Raw genomic sequence first — 20,585 nt, 5'->3', positions numbered from 1 at the left:
GCGGGCCGCGGGCGTGAACTTCCGCGACGTCCTCATCGCGCTCGACATGTACCCGGAGGGGGAGGAAGCACAGCTGGGCAACGAAGGCGCCGGCATCGTCACCGAGACGGCCCCGGACGTCACGGACCTCGCGCCCGGCGACCGCGTCATGGGTCTGTTCGAGGCGATCAGCCCGCGGGCGGTCACGGATCACCGGCTGCTGGCGCGCATTCCCGACGGCTGGTCGTTCGCCGAGGCCGCGACCGTACCCGTGGCATTCCTCACCGCCCACTACGCCCTGCACGACCTGGCCCGCCTGCGCTCCACTGACACCATCCTCATCCACTCCGCCGCCGGCGGCGTCGGCATGGCCGCGACCCAACTCGCCCACCACACCGGCGCCACCATCCACGCCACCGCCCACCCCACCAAATGGCACGCACTCGACATCCACCCCACCCACCTCGCCAGCACCCGCAACCTCGACTACACCACCCAATTCCCACCCGTCGACGTCGTCCTCAACTCACTTGCGCACGAGCACACCGACGCATCCCTCCGACTCCTCAAACCCGGCGGATGCTTCATCGAGATGGGCAAGACCGACGTCCGCAGGGACGTCACCGGGGTCGACTACCGGCCGTTCGACCTGCATGACGCCGGACCGGACCGGCTCCGGGAGATCTTCGACGAGCTGCTTCCCCGATTCAACGACGGCACGTTGCGCCCGCTGCCGGTGACCGCCTGGGACATTCGCCACGCCGAGCACGCCTACCGCCACCTCCAGCAGGCCAAGCACATCGGCAAGCTGGTGCTCACCCTCCCGCGTCCCCGCGACCCGGAGGGCACGACCCTCATCACCGGCGGCACCGGCACCATCGGGGCGCTCGTCGCCCGGCATCTGGTGGCAAGCGGCGGCGTCAAGCGGCTGCTGCTGGTCAGCCGCAGCGGCGAGGACGGTGGCCTGCGCGACGAGCTCAGCGACCTCGGCGCCCACGTCGACGTCGCCGCCTGTGACGCCGCCGACCGCGACGCGCTCCGGGTGCTTCTGGACGCCGTCCCGCAGGAGCACCCGCTCACCACCGTCATCCACGCCGCCGGCGTCCTGGCCGACGGCACGCTCGCCGCCCAGGACGAGACCCGCCTGTCGGCCGTCCTGCGTCCCAAGGTCGACGCCGCGTGGAACCTGCACGAACTGACCGGCGACGTGGCCGAGTTCGTCCTGTTCTCCTCGCTGGCCGGCACGCTGGGCGGCGCCGGGCAGGCGAACTACGCCGCCGGCAACACCTTCCTCGACGCCCTCGCACACCACCGCCGGGCGCGCGGCATGCCGGCCACGTCCCTGGTGTGGGGCTACTGGGCGGACGCGACCGGCATGACCGGCCACCTCGGGGAGCAGGACCTGAGCAGGCTGGCCCGCGGCGGCAGCGCCGGTATGTCCACCGAGGACGCCCTGGCGCTGCTCGACCTGGCTCTGACACGTCCCGGAGTGGTGCAGCTGCCGATGCGGCTGGACATGCGGGCGCTGCGCGCGGCCGCGTCCGACGGTTCGGAGGCACCGCTCCTGCGCGGCCTGGTGCAGGTCTCGCTGCCCACCGCGACGGCCGGGAGCGCGGGAACGTCGCTGGCCGACCGGCTGTCCGGACTGCCGCATCAGGAGCGGCATCGGATGCTGCTGGACCTGGTACGGAACAACGTGGCCACGGTTCTCGGGCACGACGATCCCGCGTCCATCGGGCCGGAGCAACCGTTCAAGGAGCTGGGCTTCGACTCCCTCACGGCCGTCGAGCTGCGCAACCGGCTGAACACGGCGACCGGGCTCCGGTTGCCGTCCACGCTGGCGTTCGACCACCCCACCCCGGCGGCGCTGACCGACCACCTGCACGCCACGCTGCTCCCCGCCGCCGCACCGGCCGGGGACCTGCTGCTGGCGGAACTCGACCGGCTGGAATCGAGCCTGCGGTCCGTCACGCCCGACCCCGGCACGCACGACGCGGTGGCCGCGCGAATGCGGGACCTGCTGTCCCGCTGGCAGGCGCTGGGCGCTGCCGAGCCGGCGCCGCAGCGCCTGGCGTCCGCGACCGACGACGAACTGTTCGAATTCCTGGATCGCAGGTTCGGCGGTACGCGCGCCGAACGCACGGCAACGACCACAGCGGGAAACGGGGAGCTCGAATGAGCAACGAGGAACGCCTCCGCGAGTACCTGAAGCGGCTCGCCGTCGAGCTGGAGGACACTCAGGAACGCCTGCGCGGCCATGAGGAGCGCGCGCGGGAACCGATCGCGGTCGTGGCGATGGCGTGCCGCTACCCGGGCGGCGCGAACAGCCCGGCGGACCTGTGGGACCTGCTGTCGAACGGTGTCGATGCGGTCGGCCCGCTTCCCGGCGATCGCGGCTGGGACGTCGAAGACCTGTATGACGCGGATCCCGACGCACCGGGGAAGACCTACGCGCAGGGCGGCGGTTTCCTCACCGGCGCGGCCGATTTCGACGCCGACTTCTTCGGGATCTCGCCGCGCGAGGCCCTGGCCATCGACCCGCAGCAACGGGTTCTGCTGGAGCTCGCGTGGGAAACGATCGAACGCGCCGGTCTTGCCCCGGCCTCCTTGCGCGGCACTTCGACAGGGGTGTTCACGGGCGTCGTGTCCCAGGATTACGCGACGGGCGGCACGGGCATCCCGGCGGACCTCGACGGCTATCTGGCGACCGGTATCACCACCAGCGTCGCGTCGGGCCGGATCGCCTACACCCTCGGGCTGGAAGGCCCCGCGATCAGCATCGACACCGCCTGCTCCTCCTCGCTGGTCGCCATCCACCTGGCCTGCCAAGCCCTGCGCAACAACGAATGCACCCTCGCACTGGCCGGCGGTGCCGCCATCGTCCCCACCCCCCGCGTCTTCCTGGAATTCAGCCGCCAACGCGCCCTCGCCCCAGACGGACGCTGCAAACCCTTCGCCGCCACCGCCGACGGCTTCAGCATCGCCGAAGGCGCCGGCCTCCTAGTACTGGAACGCCTCTCAGACGCAACCCGCAACAACCACCCCGTCCTAGCCCTCATCCGCGGCAGCGCCGTCAACCAAGACGGCGCCTCCAACGGCCTCACCGCACCCAACGGCCCATCACAACAACGCGTCATCCGCCAAGCACTCACCAACGCCCAACTCACCCCCACCGACATCGACGCCATCGAAGCCCACGGCACCGGCACCGAACTCGGCGACCCCATCGAAGCCCAAGCCCTCCTGGCCACCTACGGACAAAACCGCGACCACCCCCTCTGGCTCGGCTCCATCAAATCCAACCTCGGCCACACCCAAGCAGCAGCCGGCGTCGCAGGCGTCATCAAGATGATCCTGGCCATGCAACACGGCCAGCTTCCGCCGACCCTCCACGTCGACGAACCCACCCCCCACGTCGACTGGACGACCGGAAACGTCGAACTGCTCACCCAACCCGTCGCCTGGCCCGACAACCGACACCCCCGACGCGCAGGCATCTCCTCCTTCGGCATCAGCGGCACCAACGCCCACCTCATCCTCGAACACGCCACCACCGCCGCCGAAAAACCCGACACCCCATCCGAGCCCGCCCCATGGCCGGTGTCGGCGAAGAGCCAGGCGGCGCTGACCGAGGCGGTGGAACGCCTCCGCACCGCGGCCGTGGGCCTCAACCCAGTCGACATCGCGCACACCCTCAGCAGGCGGGCCAAGCTCCGCCACAGCGCCGTGATCCTCGGCGACGGCGAGGTCATCACCGGCTCAGGCAAGCCCGCCGAAAAGGTCGTGTTCGTGTTCCCCGGCCAGGGCTCCCAGTGGGTCGGCATGGGCCAAGAACTCATGCGCACCAACACAGTTTTTGCCGCCCGTATGAGCGAGTGCATAGAAGCGCTCTCCCCGTACGTCGATATCCGCAATCCCGACTTAGACAAAGTCGACCAGGTCCAGCCCGCGCTGTTCGCGATGATGGTCTCCCTGGCGGCAGTCTGGGAATCGCACGGCGTGAAACCCGACGCCGTCATCGGCCACTCCCAAGGAGAAATCGCCGCCGCCTGCGTCGCAGGCGCCCTCACCCTCAACGACGCGGCGAAAATCGTCGCGCTGCGCGCCAAAGCCCTCACCCGCCTCGCCGGAACCGGCGGCATGGCATCCATCAACCTGCCCGCCGACCAACTCACCCTCGACCCGCGTCTCAGCATCGCCGCCATCAACGGGCCGAACACCACGGTCGTCTCCGGCGACACCGAAGCACTCCACGCCCTCGACGACGCGAAGATCATCCCCGTCGACTACGCCTCACACTCACCCCACATCGAGGCGATCGAAGACGAGATCCGTCGATCGCTCCAGGGGATAGACCCCGTCTCGACCGATATCACCTTCATCTCCACCCTCACCGGCCAGGAAATCGACACCGGGCAACTGGACGCCGACTACTGGTATCGCAATCTGCGTCACCCGGTTCAGTACCACCAAGCGGTCCAGGCAGCGGGCGACGCCGTCTTCATCGAGGTCAGCCCGCACCCGATCCTCGCCACCGAACTCGGCACCCTGCGCCGCGACGACGATGACTTCACCAAGGCACTCGCGCGGGCCTACGTCCAGGGCGTGGACGTGCGCTGGAACATCGACGGCAACCTCGTAGACCTGCCCACCTATCCCTTCCAGCACCAGCGCTACTGGCTCGACTCACACACCCCGCCGACCGTGACCGCGCCGCACATCCCCGCCGTCCAGGGCACCCCGGCCAGCCGGCTGACCGGGCCCGCCGAGACCGAGGATCTGGTCCTCGCGTGCGTCGCCGCGGTGCTGGGCCACCCGGACGTCGACGCGATCGACCCGGACCGTCCGTTCCGGGATCTGGGCTTCGACTCCATCACGGCCGTCGATCTGCGGAACCGCCTGACGTCGGCGACGGACCTGCGGCTCCCACCGACGCTCGCCTTCGACCATCCGACCCCGCGTGCACTGGCGGAACACCTGTGGGCCCGGACGACGGGGACGGGCGACGATGCCGTCCCGTACCTGCCGGGGTCCGCGGCGGCGGACGAGCCGATCGCGATCGTCGCCATGGGCTGCCGCTATCCGGGCGGCGCGCGGTCGCCGGAAGACCTGTGGCGGCTGCTGATGGCGAAGGAGGACGCCATCGCGCCGTTCCCTGCCGACCGCGGCTGGGACATCGCGGACCTCTACGACCCGGACCCCGACCAGCCGGGCAAGACCTACGCCCGCGAGGGCGGGTTCCTCTACGACGCCGCCGATTTCGATCCGGAGTTCTTCGGCATCTCACCCCGCGAGGCGATGGCCACGGATCCACAGCAGCGGCTGCTGCTGGAAACGGCGTGGGAGACCATCGAACGAGCGGGCATCGACCCGTCCTCGCTGCGCGGCGCCCCGGTCGGGGTGTTCGCCGGCCTCGCGTCCCAGGATTACGTCACTCGCATCCAGCGGCCGCCCCGGGACGTCGAGGGTTACCTGATCACCGGTGGGATGGGCAGTGTCGCATCCGGCCGGGTCGCCTACACGCTCGGCCTCCAGGGCCCGGCGATCACTGTGGACACCGCCTGCTCGTCCTCGCTGGTCGCGATCCACCTGGCGTGCCAGGCGCTGCGGGACAGTGAATGCACGCTCGCCCTCGCGGGCGGGACGACGGTGATGTCCACCCCCGGCGCCTTCATCGAGTTCAGCCGCCAGCGCGGCCTCGCGCCGGACGGCCGCTGCAAGGCGTTCGCGGCCGCCGCCGACGGCACCGGCTGGGGCGAGGGCGCCGGTCTCGTCCTGCTGGAACGCCTGTCCGACGCGCGGCGGCACGGCCACCCGGTGCTCGCCGTCGTCCGGGGAAGCGCGACGAACCAGGACGGCGCGTCGAACGGTCTCACCGCGCCCAACGGCCCGTCGCAGCAACGCGTGATCCGGCAGGCGCTGGCCAACGCCCGGCTGTCACCGTCCGACGTGGACGCGGTCGAGGCGCATGGCACCGGAACCACACTCGGCGACCCCATCGAGGCGCAAGCGCTCCTCGGCATCTACGGGCAGGACCGCGACCACCCACTCTGGCTCGGCTCCATCAAGTCCAACCTCGGCCACACGGGCGCGGCGGCCGGGGTGGCCGGCGTGATCAAGATGGTTCTCGCAATGCGGCACGGTCTGCTGCCCCAGACGCTGCACGTGGACGAACCCACACCGCATGTCGACTGGGAGACCGGCGACGTGCGGCTGCTCACCGAGCACACGCCCTGGCCGGAGCAGGACCGCCCGCGCCGGGCCGGTGTGTCGTCGTTCGGGGTCAGCGGGACCAACGCCCATCTCATCCTCGAACACGTCACGACCGATGCCCCGGATTCCCCACCGGGACCGGCTCCCTGGCCTGTCAGTGCGACCTCGCCGGAGGCACTCGAAACGGCGGTGGCGCAGCTCCGCACGGCAGCCGCCGATCTGAACCCCGCCGACGTGGCCTACACGCTGACCAGGCGCCCCCAGTTCCAGCACCGCGCGGTGATCCTCGACGGCGGCCAGGTCATTACCGGACCGGGCGCAACACCCAAGAAGATCGTGTTCGTCTTCCCCGGCCAGGGCTCGCAGTGGATCGGCATGGGCCAGGAACTCGCCCGCACCAACGAAGTCTTCGCCAACCGCATGAACGAGTGCACAGAAGCACTCGCCCCGTACGTCGATATCCGCGACCCCGACCTGGAAAAGGTCGACCAGATCCAGCCCGCGCTGTTCGCCATGATGGTCTCCCTCGCCGCGGTGTGGGAAGCGCACGGCGTGAAACCCGACGCCGTCATCGGCCATTCTCAAGGAGAAATCGCCGCCGCCTGCGTCGCAGGCGCCCTCACCCTCGACGACGCGGCGAAAATCGTCGCGCTACGCGCCAAAGCCCTCACCCGCCTCGCCGGAACCGGCGGCATGGCATCCCTCAACCTGCCCGCCGACCAACTCGATCTCGACCCACGCCTCAGCATCGCCGCCATCAACGGGCCGAACACCACGGTCGTCTCCGGCGACACCGAAGCACTCCACGCACTCGACGCACTCGACGACGCGAAAATCATTCCCGTCGACTACGCCTCACACTCCCCCCACATCGAGGCGATCGAAAACGACATCCGCGACGCACTCCACGACATCGCACCACGCCAATCCCACATCACTTTCATCTCCACCCTCACCGGCCAGGAAATCGACACCGGGGAACTGGACGCCGACTACTGGTACCGCAACCTCCGCCACACCGTCCAATACCACCAAGCCGTCCAGTCGGCCGGCGACGCCACCCTCATCGAAATCAGCCCCCACCCCATCCTCGCCACCGACCTGCACACACTCCGCCGCGACGAGGACGACTTCGCCCCGGCGCTCGCCCACGCCTACGTCCACGGCATCAACATCGACTGGCGCATCAGCGGCAACCTCGTCGACCTGCCCACCTATCCCTTCCAGCGCCGCCGCTACTGGCTCGACGCGCCGACCGTCACCGGGCACCCGTTCCTGACGTCCGCCATCGAGACGGCCGACGGCGAACTGGTCCTCAGTGGGCGGTTGTCCCTGGACACCCATCCTTGGCTGGCCGACCATGCGGTGCAGGGAACGCCGTTGCTGCCCGGTACGGCGTTCGCCGAGCTGGCGCTGCACGCCGGCCTGCGGGTGGACTGCCCGGGTGTCGACGAGCTGACCCTGCACGCCCCTCTGGTCCTTGGGCCGCAGCCCACGGAAATTCAAGTCACCGTGACGCCACCGGACGACACCGGCCTGCGCACCCTCACCACCCATTCCCGCCGGGACGGCGGCGAGTGGTCCCTGCACGCCACGGCGTCGCTGTCGCCTGCGGCGCCGGCGCCGCCGCCCCCGGCGGCGGACTGGCCGTCGCCCGGCGCCGTCGAGCTCGACGCGACCGGTCTGTACGAGGACCTGGCCGATCGCGGCTACCACTACGGGCCGGCGTTCCGGTGTGCGCAGCGGGTCTGGCAGGACGGCACCACCACGTACGCGGAACTCGTGCTGCCGCAGCAGGTCGCGGGGTTCGGCGTCCATCCGGCGCTCCTGGACGCCGCGCTGCATCCGCTGGCGCTGACCGAGGAGTCGAGCACGCTGCACCTGCCGTTCACGTGGTCCGGCCTGTCGCTGCACGCCACCGACGCCACCGCGCTGCGGGTCCGGCTCGACCGGACGGCCGGGGACCGGGTCTCCCTCACGGCCACGGACCCGACCGGCGCGGCGGTGATCGCGATCGACACGCTCGTGCTGCGCCCCATGACGGCCGGCGCCCTGAACACGCACGACGAGTGGCTGTTCCAGCTGGACTGGACACCGGTCCCGCTGCCCGACGAGGCACCCGACCCCGGCGGCGACCGGCTGTTCGTCGACGCGCCCACCGACGCGCACGCTGACGTCCCCGCCGGCGCGCATGCGACCACGCTCCGGGTTCTTGAGCACCTTCGTGCGCATCTCGCCGCCGACACCCCGCTCGTGGTCGTCACGCGGCACGCGGTCGCGACGCATCCCGCCGAGGACGTCCGGTCGCTCGGCGCGGCGCCGGTCTGGGGGCTGCTGCGGTCGGCGCAGACCGAGAACCCCGGCCGGTTCGTCATCATCGACACCGACACCGACGACGCCGGCATCCTGCACCGTGCGCTGGCGACAGGCGAGCCACAGATCGCGATCCGCGCGGGCCGGGCGCTCGTCCCGCGGCTGGCGCGCCGCCACCGCGGCGACGTGCTCACCCTGCCCGACGGCGACTGGCGGCTGGACGTCACGCGGGGCGGGAGCCTGGACGACCTGACCTTGGCGCCGTGGCCCGAGGCCCGGGAGCCGCTGGCACCCGGGCAGGTGCGGGTCGCGATGCGGGCGGCGGGGCTGAACTTCCGTGACGTCGCCGTGGCGCTCGGCATGGTGCGGGACGCCCGGTCGGTCGGCGGCGAGGGCGCCGGTGTCGTCACCGAGACGGCCCCGGACGTCACGGACCTCGCGCCCGGCGACCGCGTCATGGGGCTGTTCGCCGCGACCGGTCCCCTCGCGATCACCGATCACCGGCTGTTAACCGGTATCCCCGCCGGATGGTCGTTCGCCGAGGCGGCGACCGTACCCGTGGCATTCCTCACCGCCCACTACGCCCTGCACGACCTGGCCCGGCTCCGCCCCACCGACACCATCCTCATCCACTCCGCCGCCGGCGGCGTCGGCATGGCCGCAACCCAACTCGCCCACCACACCGGCGCCACCATCCACGCCACCGCCCACCCCACCAAATGGCACGCACTCGACATCCACCCCACCCACCTCGCCAGCACCCGCAACCTCGACTACACCACCCAATTCCCACCCGTCGACATCGTCCTCAACTCACTCGCCCACCAGCACGTCGACGCCTCCCTCCAACTCCTCAAACCCGGCGGACGCTTCATCGAAATGGGCAAGACCGACATCCGCGATCCCGCCGACCATCCCGATGTCCGCTACCAGGCGTTCGACACGATGGACGCCGGCATGGAGCGGATCCGCACCCTCTTCGCGGAACTGCGGGAGCTGTTCGACGAGGGCGTGCTGCGGCCGCTGCCGCTGACCGCGTGGGACGTCCGGCACGCGAAGCAGGCGTTCCGGCACTTCAGCCAGGCCAGGCACATCGGCAAGCTCGTCCTGACGTTCCCGGTGCCGCGTGACCCGGACGGCACGACCCTCATCACCGGCGGCACCGGCACCATCGGGTCCCGCGTCGCCCGGCATCTCGTCGAGCAGCACGGCGTCAGGCGGCTGCTGCTGGTCAGCCGCACCGGCAAGGACAGCGGCGGCCTGCGCGAGGAACTCGCCGGACTCGGCGCCCACGCCGACGTGGTCGCCTGCGACGCCGCGGACCGGGAGGCGCTGAAGGCGGTTCTGGACGCCGTCCCGAAGGAGCACCCGCTCACCACCGTCGTCCACGCCGCCGGTGCCCTGGACGACGGTGTGCTGAGCACGCTCAGACAGGACCAGGTCGACGCGGTGCTGCGCCCGAAGGTGGACGCCGCCTGGAACCTGCACGAGCTCACCGGCGACGTGGCCGAGTTCGTCCTGTTCTCCTCGCTGGCCGGCACGATCGGCGCGGCCGGGCAGGCGAACTACGCCGCCGGCAACACCTTCCTCGACGCGCTCGCCCACCACCGCCGCAGCCGCGGTCTCGCGGCGACGACGCTGGCCTGGGGTTACTGGGTCGACGCGAGCGGAATGACCGGCCACCTGGAGGAGACCGACCTCGCGCGGCTCGGCCGGGGCGGCAACGACGCGCTGTCCACGCCGGACGCTCTGGCGTTGTTCGGCGGCGCGCTGGCCGATCCGCATCCGCTGCTGATGCCCGCACGCCTCGACCTGCGCGGGCTGCGCGACGTCGCGGCCGGCGGGTCGCTGCAGGCGGTCCTGCGCGGCCTGGTGCGCGTGCCGCCCCGCCGCGCCACCGCGGCGGACGAGGGCGGCGCGGGGTTCGCGGACCGGGTCGCGGCGCTGCCGGCGGCGCGGCGGCGGCAGGTGCTGCTCGAACTGGTGCTCGGCCACGTCGCGACGGTGCTCGGGCACGCCGATCCGAGCGCGCTGGACGCCGCGCGGCCGTTCAAGGACCTGGGTTTCGACTCCCTGACCGCGGTGGAGCTCCGCAACCGGCTGGCGACGGCGACCGGGCTGCGGCTCCCGCCGACGCTGGTGTTCGACCATCCGACGCCGACCGCGATCGCCGTGCTGCTGGACGACCGGATCGCCCCGGGCGCGGCGGATCCGCTGGCGGTGCTCACCGCGGCACTGGATCAGGTGGACGCGTCGCTGGCCGCCCTCGGCAACGGGCACGGCGCCGCGGTGGCCGCCCGGCTCCAGGAACTGCTGAAGCGGCTGAGCGCCGAGCACGGCGGTGCCGCCAACGGTGCCGAGTTCGATCTCGCCACCGACGACGAACTGTTCGAAGCGCTCGACCACGAGCTGCTGATCCCGCCCGGCGAAGTCACGCAGACGTCCAATTGGGTTGATGGCAAATGACGACGAACGAAGAGAAGCTCCGCGCCTACCTGCGGCAGGCCACCACCGAGCTGCGCCAGACCAGGCAGCACCTGCACGAGGTCGAACGCCGCGCCACGGAACCGATCGCGGTCGTGGCGCTCGGGTGCCGGTTCCCCGGCGGCGTGCGGACACCGGAGGACCTGTGGCGGCTGCTGGCCGAGGGCGGGGACGCGGTCACCGAGTTCCCGGCCGACCGGGGCTGGGACGTCGACGCGATCTACGACCCCGACCCGGACCAGCCGGGCAAGTCGTACACGAGAACCGGTGGTTTCCTGCACGACGCCGCCGAGTTCGACGCGGAGTTCTTCGGCATCAGCCCGCGCGAGGCTCTGGCCACCGACCCGCAGCAGCGCCTGCTGCTGGAGGTGGCGTGGGAGACGCTCGAACGCGCGGGAATCGACCCGGCCTCGTTGCGCGGCACCGACACCGGCGTGTTCGCGGGCGTGATCCCGCAGGACTATCTGAGCCGGATGCGCGAACCGTCACCGGAGATGGCGGGGTACGTCGCGACCGGTGGGATGAGCAGCGTCGCGTCGGGCCGCATCGCCTACGCGCTCGGGCTGGAGGGCCCGGCGGTCTCGATCGACACGGCCTGCTCGTCGTCGTTGGTCGCCATGCATCTGGCCGCCCAGTCGCTGCGGCAAGGGGAATGTTCCCTCGCGCTGGCGGGGGGCGTCACCGTCATGGCGACTCCGGCCGCGTTCATCGAGTTCAGCCGCCAGCGCGGCCAGGCACCCGATGGGCGATGCAAGTCCTTCGCCGCCGCCGCCGACGGCGCCGGCTGGGGTGAGGGCGCCGGTCTGGTGCTGCTGGAGCGCCTGTCGGACGCCGAACGCAACCATCACCCCGTGCTCGCCCTCTTGCGCGGCAGCGCCGTCAACCAGGACGGCGCGTCCAACGGCCTCACCGCGCCCAACGGCCCGTCCCAGCAACGCGTGATCCGGCAGGCCCTGGCCAACGCGCGGCTGTCGGCCCCCGATGTGGACGCGGTGGAGGCGCACGGCACCGGAACCACGCTGGGCGATCCGATCGAGGCCCAGGCGCTCCTCGACACCTACGGGCAGGACCGCGACCGTCCACTGTGGCTCGGCTCGATCAAATCGAACATCGGCCACACCCAGGCCGCGGCGGGCATCGCGGGCGTCATCAAGATGATCCTCGCGATGCGGCGCGGTCTGCTTCCGCAGACGCTGCACGTCGACGAGCCCACCCCGCACGTCGACTGGACGACCGGAGACGTCCGGCTCCTCACCGAGCCGGCGCCCTGGCCGGACAGCGGGCGTCCGCGCCGCGCGGGCGTGTCCTCCTTCGGCATCAGCGGCACCAACGCCCACCTCATCCTCGAACACGTCGCGGCCGACGCCGCCGGCTCCGAGCCGGGGCCGGCGCCCTGGCCCGTCAGCGCCGCCTCACCGGCCGCGCTCGAGGCGGCGGTGGCGCAGGTTCGCACGGCGGCGGCCGGCCTGAACCCGCTGGACGTCGCCTACACGCTGACCAGGCGCGCCCGGTTCCAGCACCGCGCGGTGATCCTCGACGGCGGCCAGACCGTCATCGGCTCGGGTAGGCCCGCCGAGAAGATCGTGTTCGTCTTCCCCGGCCAGGGCTCGCAGTGGATCGGCATGGGCCGGGAGCTGGCCCGCACCAACAAGGTCTTCGCCGCACGCATGAACGAATGCGTCGAAGCCCTCGCGCCCTACGTCGATATCCGCGACCCCGATCTGGAAAAGGTCGAGCAAGTTCAGCCCGCGTTGTTCGCGATGATGGTCTCGCTGGCAGCGGTCTGGGAATCACACGGTGTCACGCCCAACGCGGTGATCGGTCATTCCCAGGGAGAAATCGCCGCCGCCTGCGTCGCGGGAGCTCTGACTCTCGACGACGCCGCGAAAATCGTGGCCTTACGCGCCAGAGCGTTAGCCCGCCTGGCCGGCACGGGCGGCATGGCCTCGGTCAACTCCCCCGCCGACCAGCTCACCCTCGACCCGCGCCTCAGCATCGCAGCCATCAACGGACCGAACACCACGGTCGTCTCCGGCGACACCGAAGCACTCCACGCACTCGACGACGCGAAACTGATCCCCGTCGACTACGCCTCCCACTCCCCCCATATCGAGGCGATCGAGGACGAAATCCGCCAGGCACTACAGGCAATCCAACCCGGCTCGGCGAAGATCACCTTTATCTCCACCCTCACCGGTGAAGAAATCGACACCAGCACGCTGGACGCCGACTACTGGTACCGCAACCTCCGCCACACCGTCCAATACCACCAGGCCGTCCAAACGGCGGGTGACGCCACCTTCATCGAAATCAGCCCGCATCCCATCCTCGCCACCGACCTGCACACGCTCCGCCGCAACGACGACGGCTTCGACCGCGCCCTCGCCGACGCCTACACCCACGGCATCGACATCGACTGGAACATCGACGGCAACCTCGTCGACCTCCCCACCTACCCCTTCCAGCGCCGGCACTACTGGCTGACCGAGGGGGGCCACCCGTTCATCGACACGGTCGTGGAGACCGCGGAATCGCTGATCCTCACCGGCCGCATCGTGCCCTCGGCGCACCCGTGGCTGACCGAACACCACTCCGCCGTCTTCGCCGAGCTGGCCCTCCACGCGGGCGGCCGGGCCGGGCTGCCGCACGTGGCGGAGCTGGCCGTGCACGCCCCGCTCGGCGCGGACACCGTCACCGTCCAGGTGGCCGTGACCGGCGACCGCCTCACCGTCCACACGCGACCGGCCGACGCCGGCGAATGGACGCTCGCCGCGACCGGCCACCTCGCGCCGGAGCCCGCGCCGCCACCGGTCACCAGCGAGAGCACCGTCGTCGCGCTGCCCGAGGAGGTGCGCCACACGGGGTTCCTCATCCATCCGCTGCTGCTGCACTCCGCGCTGGACACCCCCGATTTCGCCCACCACTGGACCGGGCTGTCCGTGCACGCCGTGGAAGCCCGCGAACTCCACGTCCACCGCACCGCCACCGGCTTCACGGCCACCGACCCTTCCGGCCAGCCGGTCGTGACCGTCGGGACCGTCACCACCCGCGAACTCGACCCCGAAGAGCTGGTCCCCACGAACTCCCTCTTCCGGCTGGCCTGGACGCCGGTCACCGGCACCGGTCAGGCACCGGACGTCGGCTGGCTGCCGGTCGAACCGTCCGGAGGCGACGACGTCGTGGCGGAGGCGCACGCCACCGCGCACCGGGTGCTGACCGCCGTCCAGGACTGGCTGGCCGGAGACGACGACCGGCCGCTGGCGATCGTCACCCGGCACGCGATCGCCACGGAACCGGACGAGGACGTCGACCTGACGACCGCCCCCGCCTGGGGACTCGTGCGGTCCGCGCAGACCGAGAACCCCGGCCGGTTCGTCATCGTCGACACCGACACCGACGACCCGGACGCCGTCCGCCGGGCGCTGGCGACCGGGGAACCGCGGGTCGCGATCCGCGCCGGGCGGCTTCTCGCGCCCCGGATCGTCCGCACCCCGGCACCGGAGCCGGGCACGCTCGACCCGGACGGCACCGTCCTCATCACCGGCGGCTCGGGCACGCTCGGCACGCTGGTGGCCCGCCACCTGCTCGATCACCACGGCTGCCGGCACCTGCTGCTGGTGAGCCGCCGACCGGCCGAGGCGTTCGCCGGTGACCCGCGCGTGACCGTCGCGGCGTGCGACGTGGCGGACCGGGCGGCGCTCGCGGCGGTGCTCGCCGCCGTACCGGCGGAGCATCCGCTCACCGCGGTGATCCACACCGCGGGCACGGTCGACGACGCGACCGTCACCGCCCAGACCGCCGAGGGCGTCGACCGCGTGCTGCGGCCCAAGGCCGACGCGGCGTGGCACCTGCACGAGCTGGCGGGAGGCGTCGGCGCGTTCGTGCTCTTCTCGTCGCTCGCGGGCACGACCGGCGGTCCCGGGCAGGCGAACTACGCCGCCGCCAACACGTTCCTGGACGCGCTCGCGCACCATCGCCGCAGCCGGGGACTCGCCGCCGTGTCGCTGGCGTGGGGGCACTGGGCCGAGGCCAGCGGCCTCACCGGGCACCTCGGCGAGGCCGACCTCGCGCGCCTGCGCCGCGCCGGAATCACGCCCATGCCGACCGCGCAGGCGCTGGCCCTGTTCGACGCCGCGCTGGGCGGCGGGGACCCGCTGCTCATCCCGGCCAGGCTGGACCTGCGGGCCAAGCCGGTGGTCCGGGCCACGGCGGCGGGCGGCCCGGTCGCCGCGACCCGGCCCGCGCTGCTGGACCTGGTGCGGGCCCAGGTCGCGACGGTGCTCGGGCACCAGTCGGCGGCCGGGGTGGAGGTGACCAGGCCGTTCCGCGACCTCGGTTTCGACTCGCTGACCGCGCTGGAGCTGCGCAACCGGCTGGCGGCGGCCACCGGGCTGCGGCTGTCGCCGACGCTCGTGTTCGACTTCCCCACCCCGGAGGAGCTGGCCGAGCATCTGCGCGCGAAGCTCGCCGGAGACGAGCGGCAGGCCGCGGCCGTCACGGGCGCGGCGGTGCGGGACGAGCCGATCGCCGTGGTCGCGATGGGCTGCCGGTTCCCCGGCGACCTGCGCACCCCCGAGGACCTGTGGCGGTTCCTGGCCGGCGGCGGCGACGCGGTCACCGGGTTCCCCACCGACCGGGGCTGGGCGCTGGACGAGCTGTACGACCCGGACCCGGACCGTCCCGGCCGCACCTACGCGCGGGAGGGCGGTTTCCTGCACGACGCGGCCGAGTTCGATCCCGCGTTCTTCGGCATCTCGCCCCGCGAGGCGATCGCCACCGATCCGCAGCAGCGGCTGCTGCTGGAGACGGCATGGGAGACCATCGAGCGGGCCGGCATCGACCCGACCGCGCTGCGCGGCAGCCGCACCGGCGTGTTCGCCGGGGTGATCTTCCATGGTTACGGCGTGCACGGCGGCGCCGAGGAGGACGAGGGGCATCTGCTCACGGGCACGACGACGAGCGTCGCGTCCGGCCGCATCGCCTACACCCTCGGCCTGGAGGGGCCGGCGATCACCGTCGACACCGCGTGCTCGTCGTCGCTGGTCGCGATCCATCTCGCGTGCCGGGCGCTGCGCGACGGCGAATGCGATCTGACGCTCGCGGGCGGTGCCACGGTGATGGCCACGCCCGGCGGCTTCCTGGAGTTCAGCCGCCAGCGCGGCCTCGCGCCGGACGGCCGCTGCAAGCCGTTCGCCGCCGCGGCCGACGGCACCGGGTGGGGCGAGGGCGCCGGTCTCCTGCTCCTGGAACGCCTGTCCGACGCCCAGCGCAACGGTCACCCCGTGCTGGCGGTGATCAAGGGCAGCGCGGTCAACCAGGACGGCGCGTCCAACGGCCTCACCGCGCCGAACGGCCCGTCGCAGCAGCGCGTCATCCGCCAGGCCCTCGCCAACGCCGGTCTGTCGCCGTCCGACGTGGACGCGGTCGAGGCGCACGGCACCGGCACCACGCTCGGCGACCCCATCGAGGCGCAGGCGCTGCTGGCCACCTACGGGCAGGACCGCGACCGCCCGCTGTGGCTCGGGTCCGTCAAGTCCAACCTCGGTCACACGCAGGCGGCCGCCGGTGTGGCGGGCGTGATGAAGATGGTGCTCGCGCTGGGCCACGGCGTCCTGCCCAGGACCCTGCACGTCGACGAGCCCACCCCGCACGTCGACTGGACGGCCGGGGACGTCCGGCTGCTCACCGAGCCCGTCGAATGGCGGCAGAACGGGCACCCGCGACGGGCGGGCATCTCCTCCTTCGGCATCAGCGGCACCAACGCCCATCTGATCGTCGAGCAGCCGCCCGACGCGGTCCGCCCGGCCGGCCCGGCCCTTCCGGTTCCGCTGATGCTGTCCGCACGCACCCCCGCCGCGCTGCGCGGCCAGGCCGCCCTGCTGCACGGGCTGCTCGCGGACTCCGGGCGCGAGCCGGGCGAGGTGGCGCACGCCATGGCCACCACCCGCACCGCGTTCGAGCACCGCGCGCTGATCACCGGAGACGAGACGGCCGCCGCGCTCCGCGCGCTCGCCGACGGAGAACGCGCACCGGGCCTGCTCACCGCCGTCGCCGGCACCGGGCGCACCGCGTTCCTGTTCAGCGGCCAGGGCAGCCAGCGGCCCGGCATGGGGCGCGCGCTGCACGCCGCGTTCCCCGTCTTCGCCGACGCCCTGGACGAGGTGCTCGCCCACTTCGAGCCCCGGCTGCGCGAGATCATGTTCGGCGACTCGGGCCTGCTCCACCACACCGCCTACACGCAGCCCGCACTGTTCGCCTACGAGACCGCGCTGTTCCGGCTGCTGACCCACGCCGGGGTACGGCCCGATCTCCTGCTCGGCCACTCCATCGGCGAGATCGCCGCCGCGCACACCGCCGGCGTGCTGTCGCTGGCCGACGCCTGCACGCTGGTCGCCGCGCGCGGCAGGCTCATGCAGGCCGCGCCCGCCAACGGCGTCATGGTCTCGGTGGCTGCGGGCGAGGACGAGGTGCGCGCGATGCTCCCGGACGGCGGCGTCGTGATCGCGGCCGTCAACGGGCCGCGCGCCACGGTGATCTCCGGCGACGCCGAGCCGGTGCTCGCGCTCGCGCAGCGCTGGAAGGAGCAGGGGCGCAAGACCAAGCGGCTGCGGGTGCGGCACGCGTTCCACTCCCATCACCTCGACGAGATGCTCGCCGAGTTCCGGCGGGTCGCGCACGGCCTGGAATACCGCCCGCCCGCGCTGCCCGTGGTGTCCAACCTGACCGGGCAGGTCGGCGACCGGCTCACCGATCCCGAGTACTGGGTGGAGCACGCGCGCGGCACGGTGCGGTTCTTCGCCGGGGTGCGGGAACTGCGCGGCCAGGACGTCACCCGCTACGTCGAGATCGGCCCCGACGCCACGCTGGCCACGCTCGTCACCGACGGGCTCAGCGGCGACCCGGACGTGGTCGTGACCGCGCTGGCCCGGCGGGACAAGCCGGAGGTCGCCACGTTCCTCACCGGCCTGGCGGAGGCGCACTGCCATGGCATGGACGTCGACTGGGCGCGGCTGCTGCCCGCCGGGACACCGGTCGACCTGCCGACGTACCCGTTCCAGCGCAGGCACTTCTGGCTCACGCCCAGGCCGGGGACCGCACCGGGAACCGCGCCGGACGCGGCGGCGCACCCGCTGGCGGGCACGCCGGTCGAGCTGGCCGACCCGGCGGCCCGGTGGTTCGCGCACGAGATCGGCCCGGACCGGCCCGGATTCATCGGCGAGCACCGGCTCCTCGGCACCGCCGTCCTGCCCGCCGCGGGAATGGTCGAATGGGCACTCGCCGCAGCCCGCGCCGCCGGCGGCGACGAGGTCAGGACGCTGCGGCACATCACCTTCAACGAGTTCATGCCGTTCCCGGACGACCTGCCGGTGGCGGTGCAGGCGCGGGTCGGCCACGACGGTGTGCACTGCTACGGCCGCGCCGGGAACGGCTGGACCGAGTACGTCACGGCCGCCGCCATCGCCCCCGCGCCGCCCGGCGGCCCCGCTCACGCGCCGCGCGGCGGCGACGGCCCGCCGGAACCGGATGAGGGCATGACCCCGTTCGGCGAGGCGGATCTCGACCGGCTCTATGCGCGGCTGGACGAGATGGGCATCGGGTTCGGCCCCTCGTTCCGCAGCCTGCGCGCCCTGGCACGGTCGGGCGACGAGGCCGTCGGGGTGGTGGAGGTGGAGGCGGCGCGCCACCCCTACCTGCTGCACCCGGCCGTGCTGGACGGCTGCTGGCAGGTGATGGCCGCGTTCGGCGAGGAGGAGGTGCTGCGCTTCCCCACGGCCATCGACCGGGTCACCGCCTACGACCGGCTGCCCGGCCGGGTGCGGAGCCACGCCCGGCGGCGCGCGGACGGGCTGATGGACCTGTGGATCAGCTCCGAGACCGGCGAGCCGCTCGTGACGGTCGAGGGGATCCGGTTCCAGACCGTGCAGCGCGAGGTGCTGCGGAATCTCCTGGCGCCGCCGCTGCGGCGCTACGAGATCGAGTGGCGGCCGGTGACGCGTCCCGTCCGCGACGCCGACCCGGCGCCCGGCGCATGGGTGGTGGACGACGGCACGCTCGCCGCCGGCGACGTGCCGGACAGTCTCCCGGTCGGCGAAGGACCTCACGGGCTGGTGCTGCTGCCGTCCGGCGGCGACCTGGCGGACCGGGCGAAGCGTGATCTCGCGCTGCTGCAACGGTTCCTGCGCCTGCACGCGGCCGGCGGCCCCACCGTGGTGCTGTGCTCGACCGGCGACGACCCGGTGCGCGCCGCGCTGACGAGGGCGGTGGCGTTCGAGTACCCGGCGGTGCGGTGCGTCCAGGTGGAGCTGGACCGGGTCCTGCCGCTGCCCGCGCTGCTCGGCCCGGTGCTCGGCCTGCCCGGCTCCGGCCACCTGCGCGCACGGGACGGGCGCTGGCTCGAAGCGCGGCTGCGGGAGACCGCCCTGCCCGACGCCGCACCGCTCGCGCTCTCCGCCGACGCCACCTACCTGGTCACCGGCGGGTTCGGCGGCCTCGGCCTCGCCACGGCGACCTGGCTGGCCGATCGCGGCGCCCGCTCGCTGGTCCTCGCCGGCCGCACCGTCCGGGAGCATCCCGCGATCGACGCCTTGCGCGAGCGGGGCGTCCGCGTGGAAGCCGTGGCCGCCGACGTCGCCGACCGGGACGCGGTGGACCGGATCCTCGACCGGATCCACCGCGACCTGCCGCCGCTGCGCGGCCTCGTGCACGCCGCCGGGGTCACCGACGACGCGATCATCGAGGACGCCGACCCGGACCGGCTGGACGCGGTGCTGGCCGCCAAGGTCCTCGGCGCGCGGCACCTCCACGAGGCCACCGCCGGGACGGCGCTGGACTTCTTCGTCCTGTTCTCGGCGATGGCGTCGGTGATCGGCTCGGTCGGGCAGGTCGGATACCTCATCGGCAACTCCTACCTCGACTCGCTCGCCCGCACGCGGCACGACCAGGGGCTGCCCGCGCTCAGCGTCGGCTGGGGACCGTGGTCGGAGGCGGGCATGGCCCGGCGGGCCGGGCTGCTGGACCGGTTCGCCGAGTCGGGTTTCGGCGGGATCGGCAGCGCCGAGGGCGTGGCCGCGCTCGGCCGGTTGATGACCGCCGGCGTCCCGCACGCGGGCGTCGCCCGGATCGACTGGCGGCGCGCCCACGCGGCGAACGCGGGCGGCCTGCCCTACACGCTGCTGGCAGACCTCGCCCCCGCCGACACCGTCGAGCTGGCGCCCGTGCACCCGGAACGCGCCGAGGAGCTGACCCGGCTCGTGCTGGACGACCCGGACGCGGGCCGCGCCGCCGTGCTGGACGAGCTGTTCGACCGCGTCGCCGCGCTGCTCGGCCTGACCGCCGAGGACCGCGACGGCCTGCGGCCCTCGTTCGGGCAGGCCCGGCTCAACGAGCTGGGCCTCGACTCGCTGATGACCGTGCAGCTGCGCAACCGGCTCATCACCGACCTGTCCACCGACGTGCCGCCCGACCTGCTGCTCGGCGGCGGGAGCGCGCTGGAGGTGACCGACCTGATCTGCCAGCAGCTCGCCGTGCTCAGCGTCATCGCCGGCGACGACGACGCCGCGGGCGGCGACGAGGAACTGGAAGTGCTGACGCTGTGA

General features: G+C 72.6%; 3 protein-coding genes (1 of these 3 cut by a window edge). All 3 read left to right on the top strand.

The window, feature by feature from the left end; translation table 11 throughout:
• Tightly spaced (each overlapping or abutting the next), the 3 genes in view from ACH34S_RS20220 to ACH34S_RS20210 form a layout consistent with a single transcriptional unit that may run on beyond the window.
• Window positions 1–2,158, top strand: the end of a protein-coding gene (locus ACH34S_RS20220) for an SDR family NAD(P)-dependent oxidoreductase (protein WP_395954239.1). 13,025 nt of this gene lie to the left of the window's left edge; the window shows 2,158 of its 15,183 coding nt (coding positions 13,026–15,183); its start codon lies off the left edge, out of view; its stop codon occupies window positions 2,156–2,158.
• On the top strand, window positions 2,155–10,971 hold the full coding sequence (locus tag ACH34S_RS20215; protein ID WP_395954238.1) for an SDR family NAD(P)-dependent oxidoreductase: 8,817 nt from the start codon (window positions 2,155–2,157) through the stop codon (window positions 10,969–10,971). The genes ACH34S_RS20220 and ACH34S_RS20215 overlap by 4 nt, the downstream gene beginning before the upstream one ends.
• The gene (locus ACH34S_RS20210) at window positions 10,968–20,585 is read left to right on the top strand and encodes an SDR family NAD(P)-dependent oxidoreductase (RefSeq protein ID WP_395954237.1); all 9,618 of its coding nucleotides are present in this window, start codon (window positions 10,968–10,970) and stop codon (window positions 20,583–20,585) included. Before ACH34S_RS20215 ends, ACH34S_RS20210 begins: the two co-directional genes overlap by 4 nt.

Origin of the sequence: Actinomadura sp. 3N508 (genome assembly GCF_044326375.1) — a bacterium.
Taxonomy (GTDB): Bacteria; Actinomycetota; Actinomycetes; order Streptosporangiales; family Streptosporangiaceae; genus Spirillospora.
The sequence above is the reverse complement of the archived record's forward strand: the minus strand, read 5'-3'. Positions and strand labels throughout refer to the sequence as shown.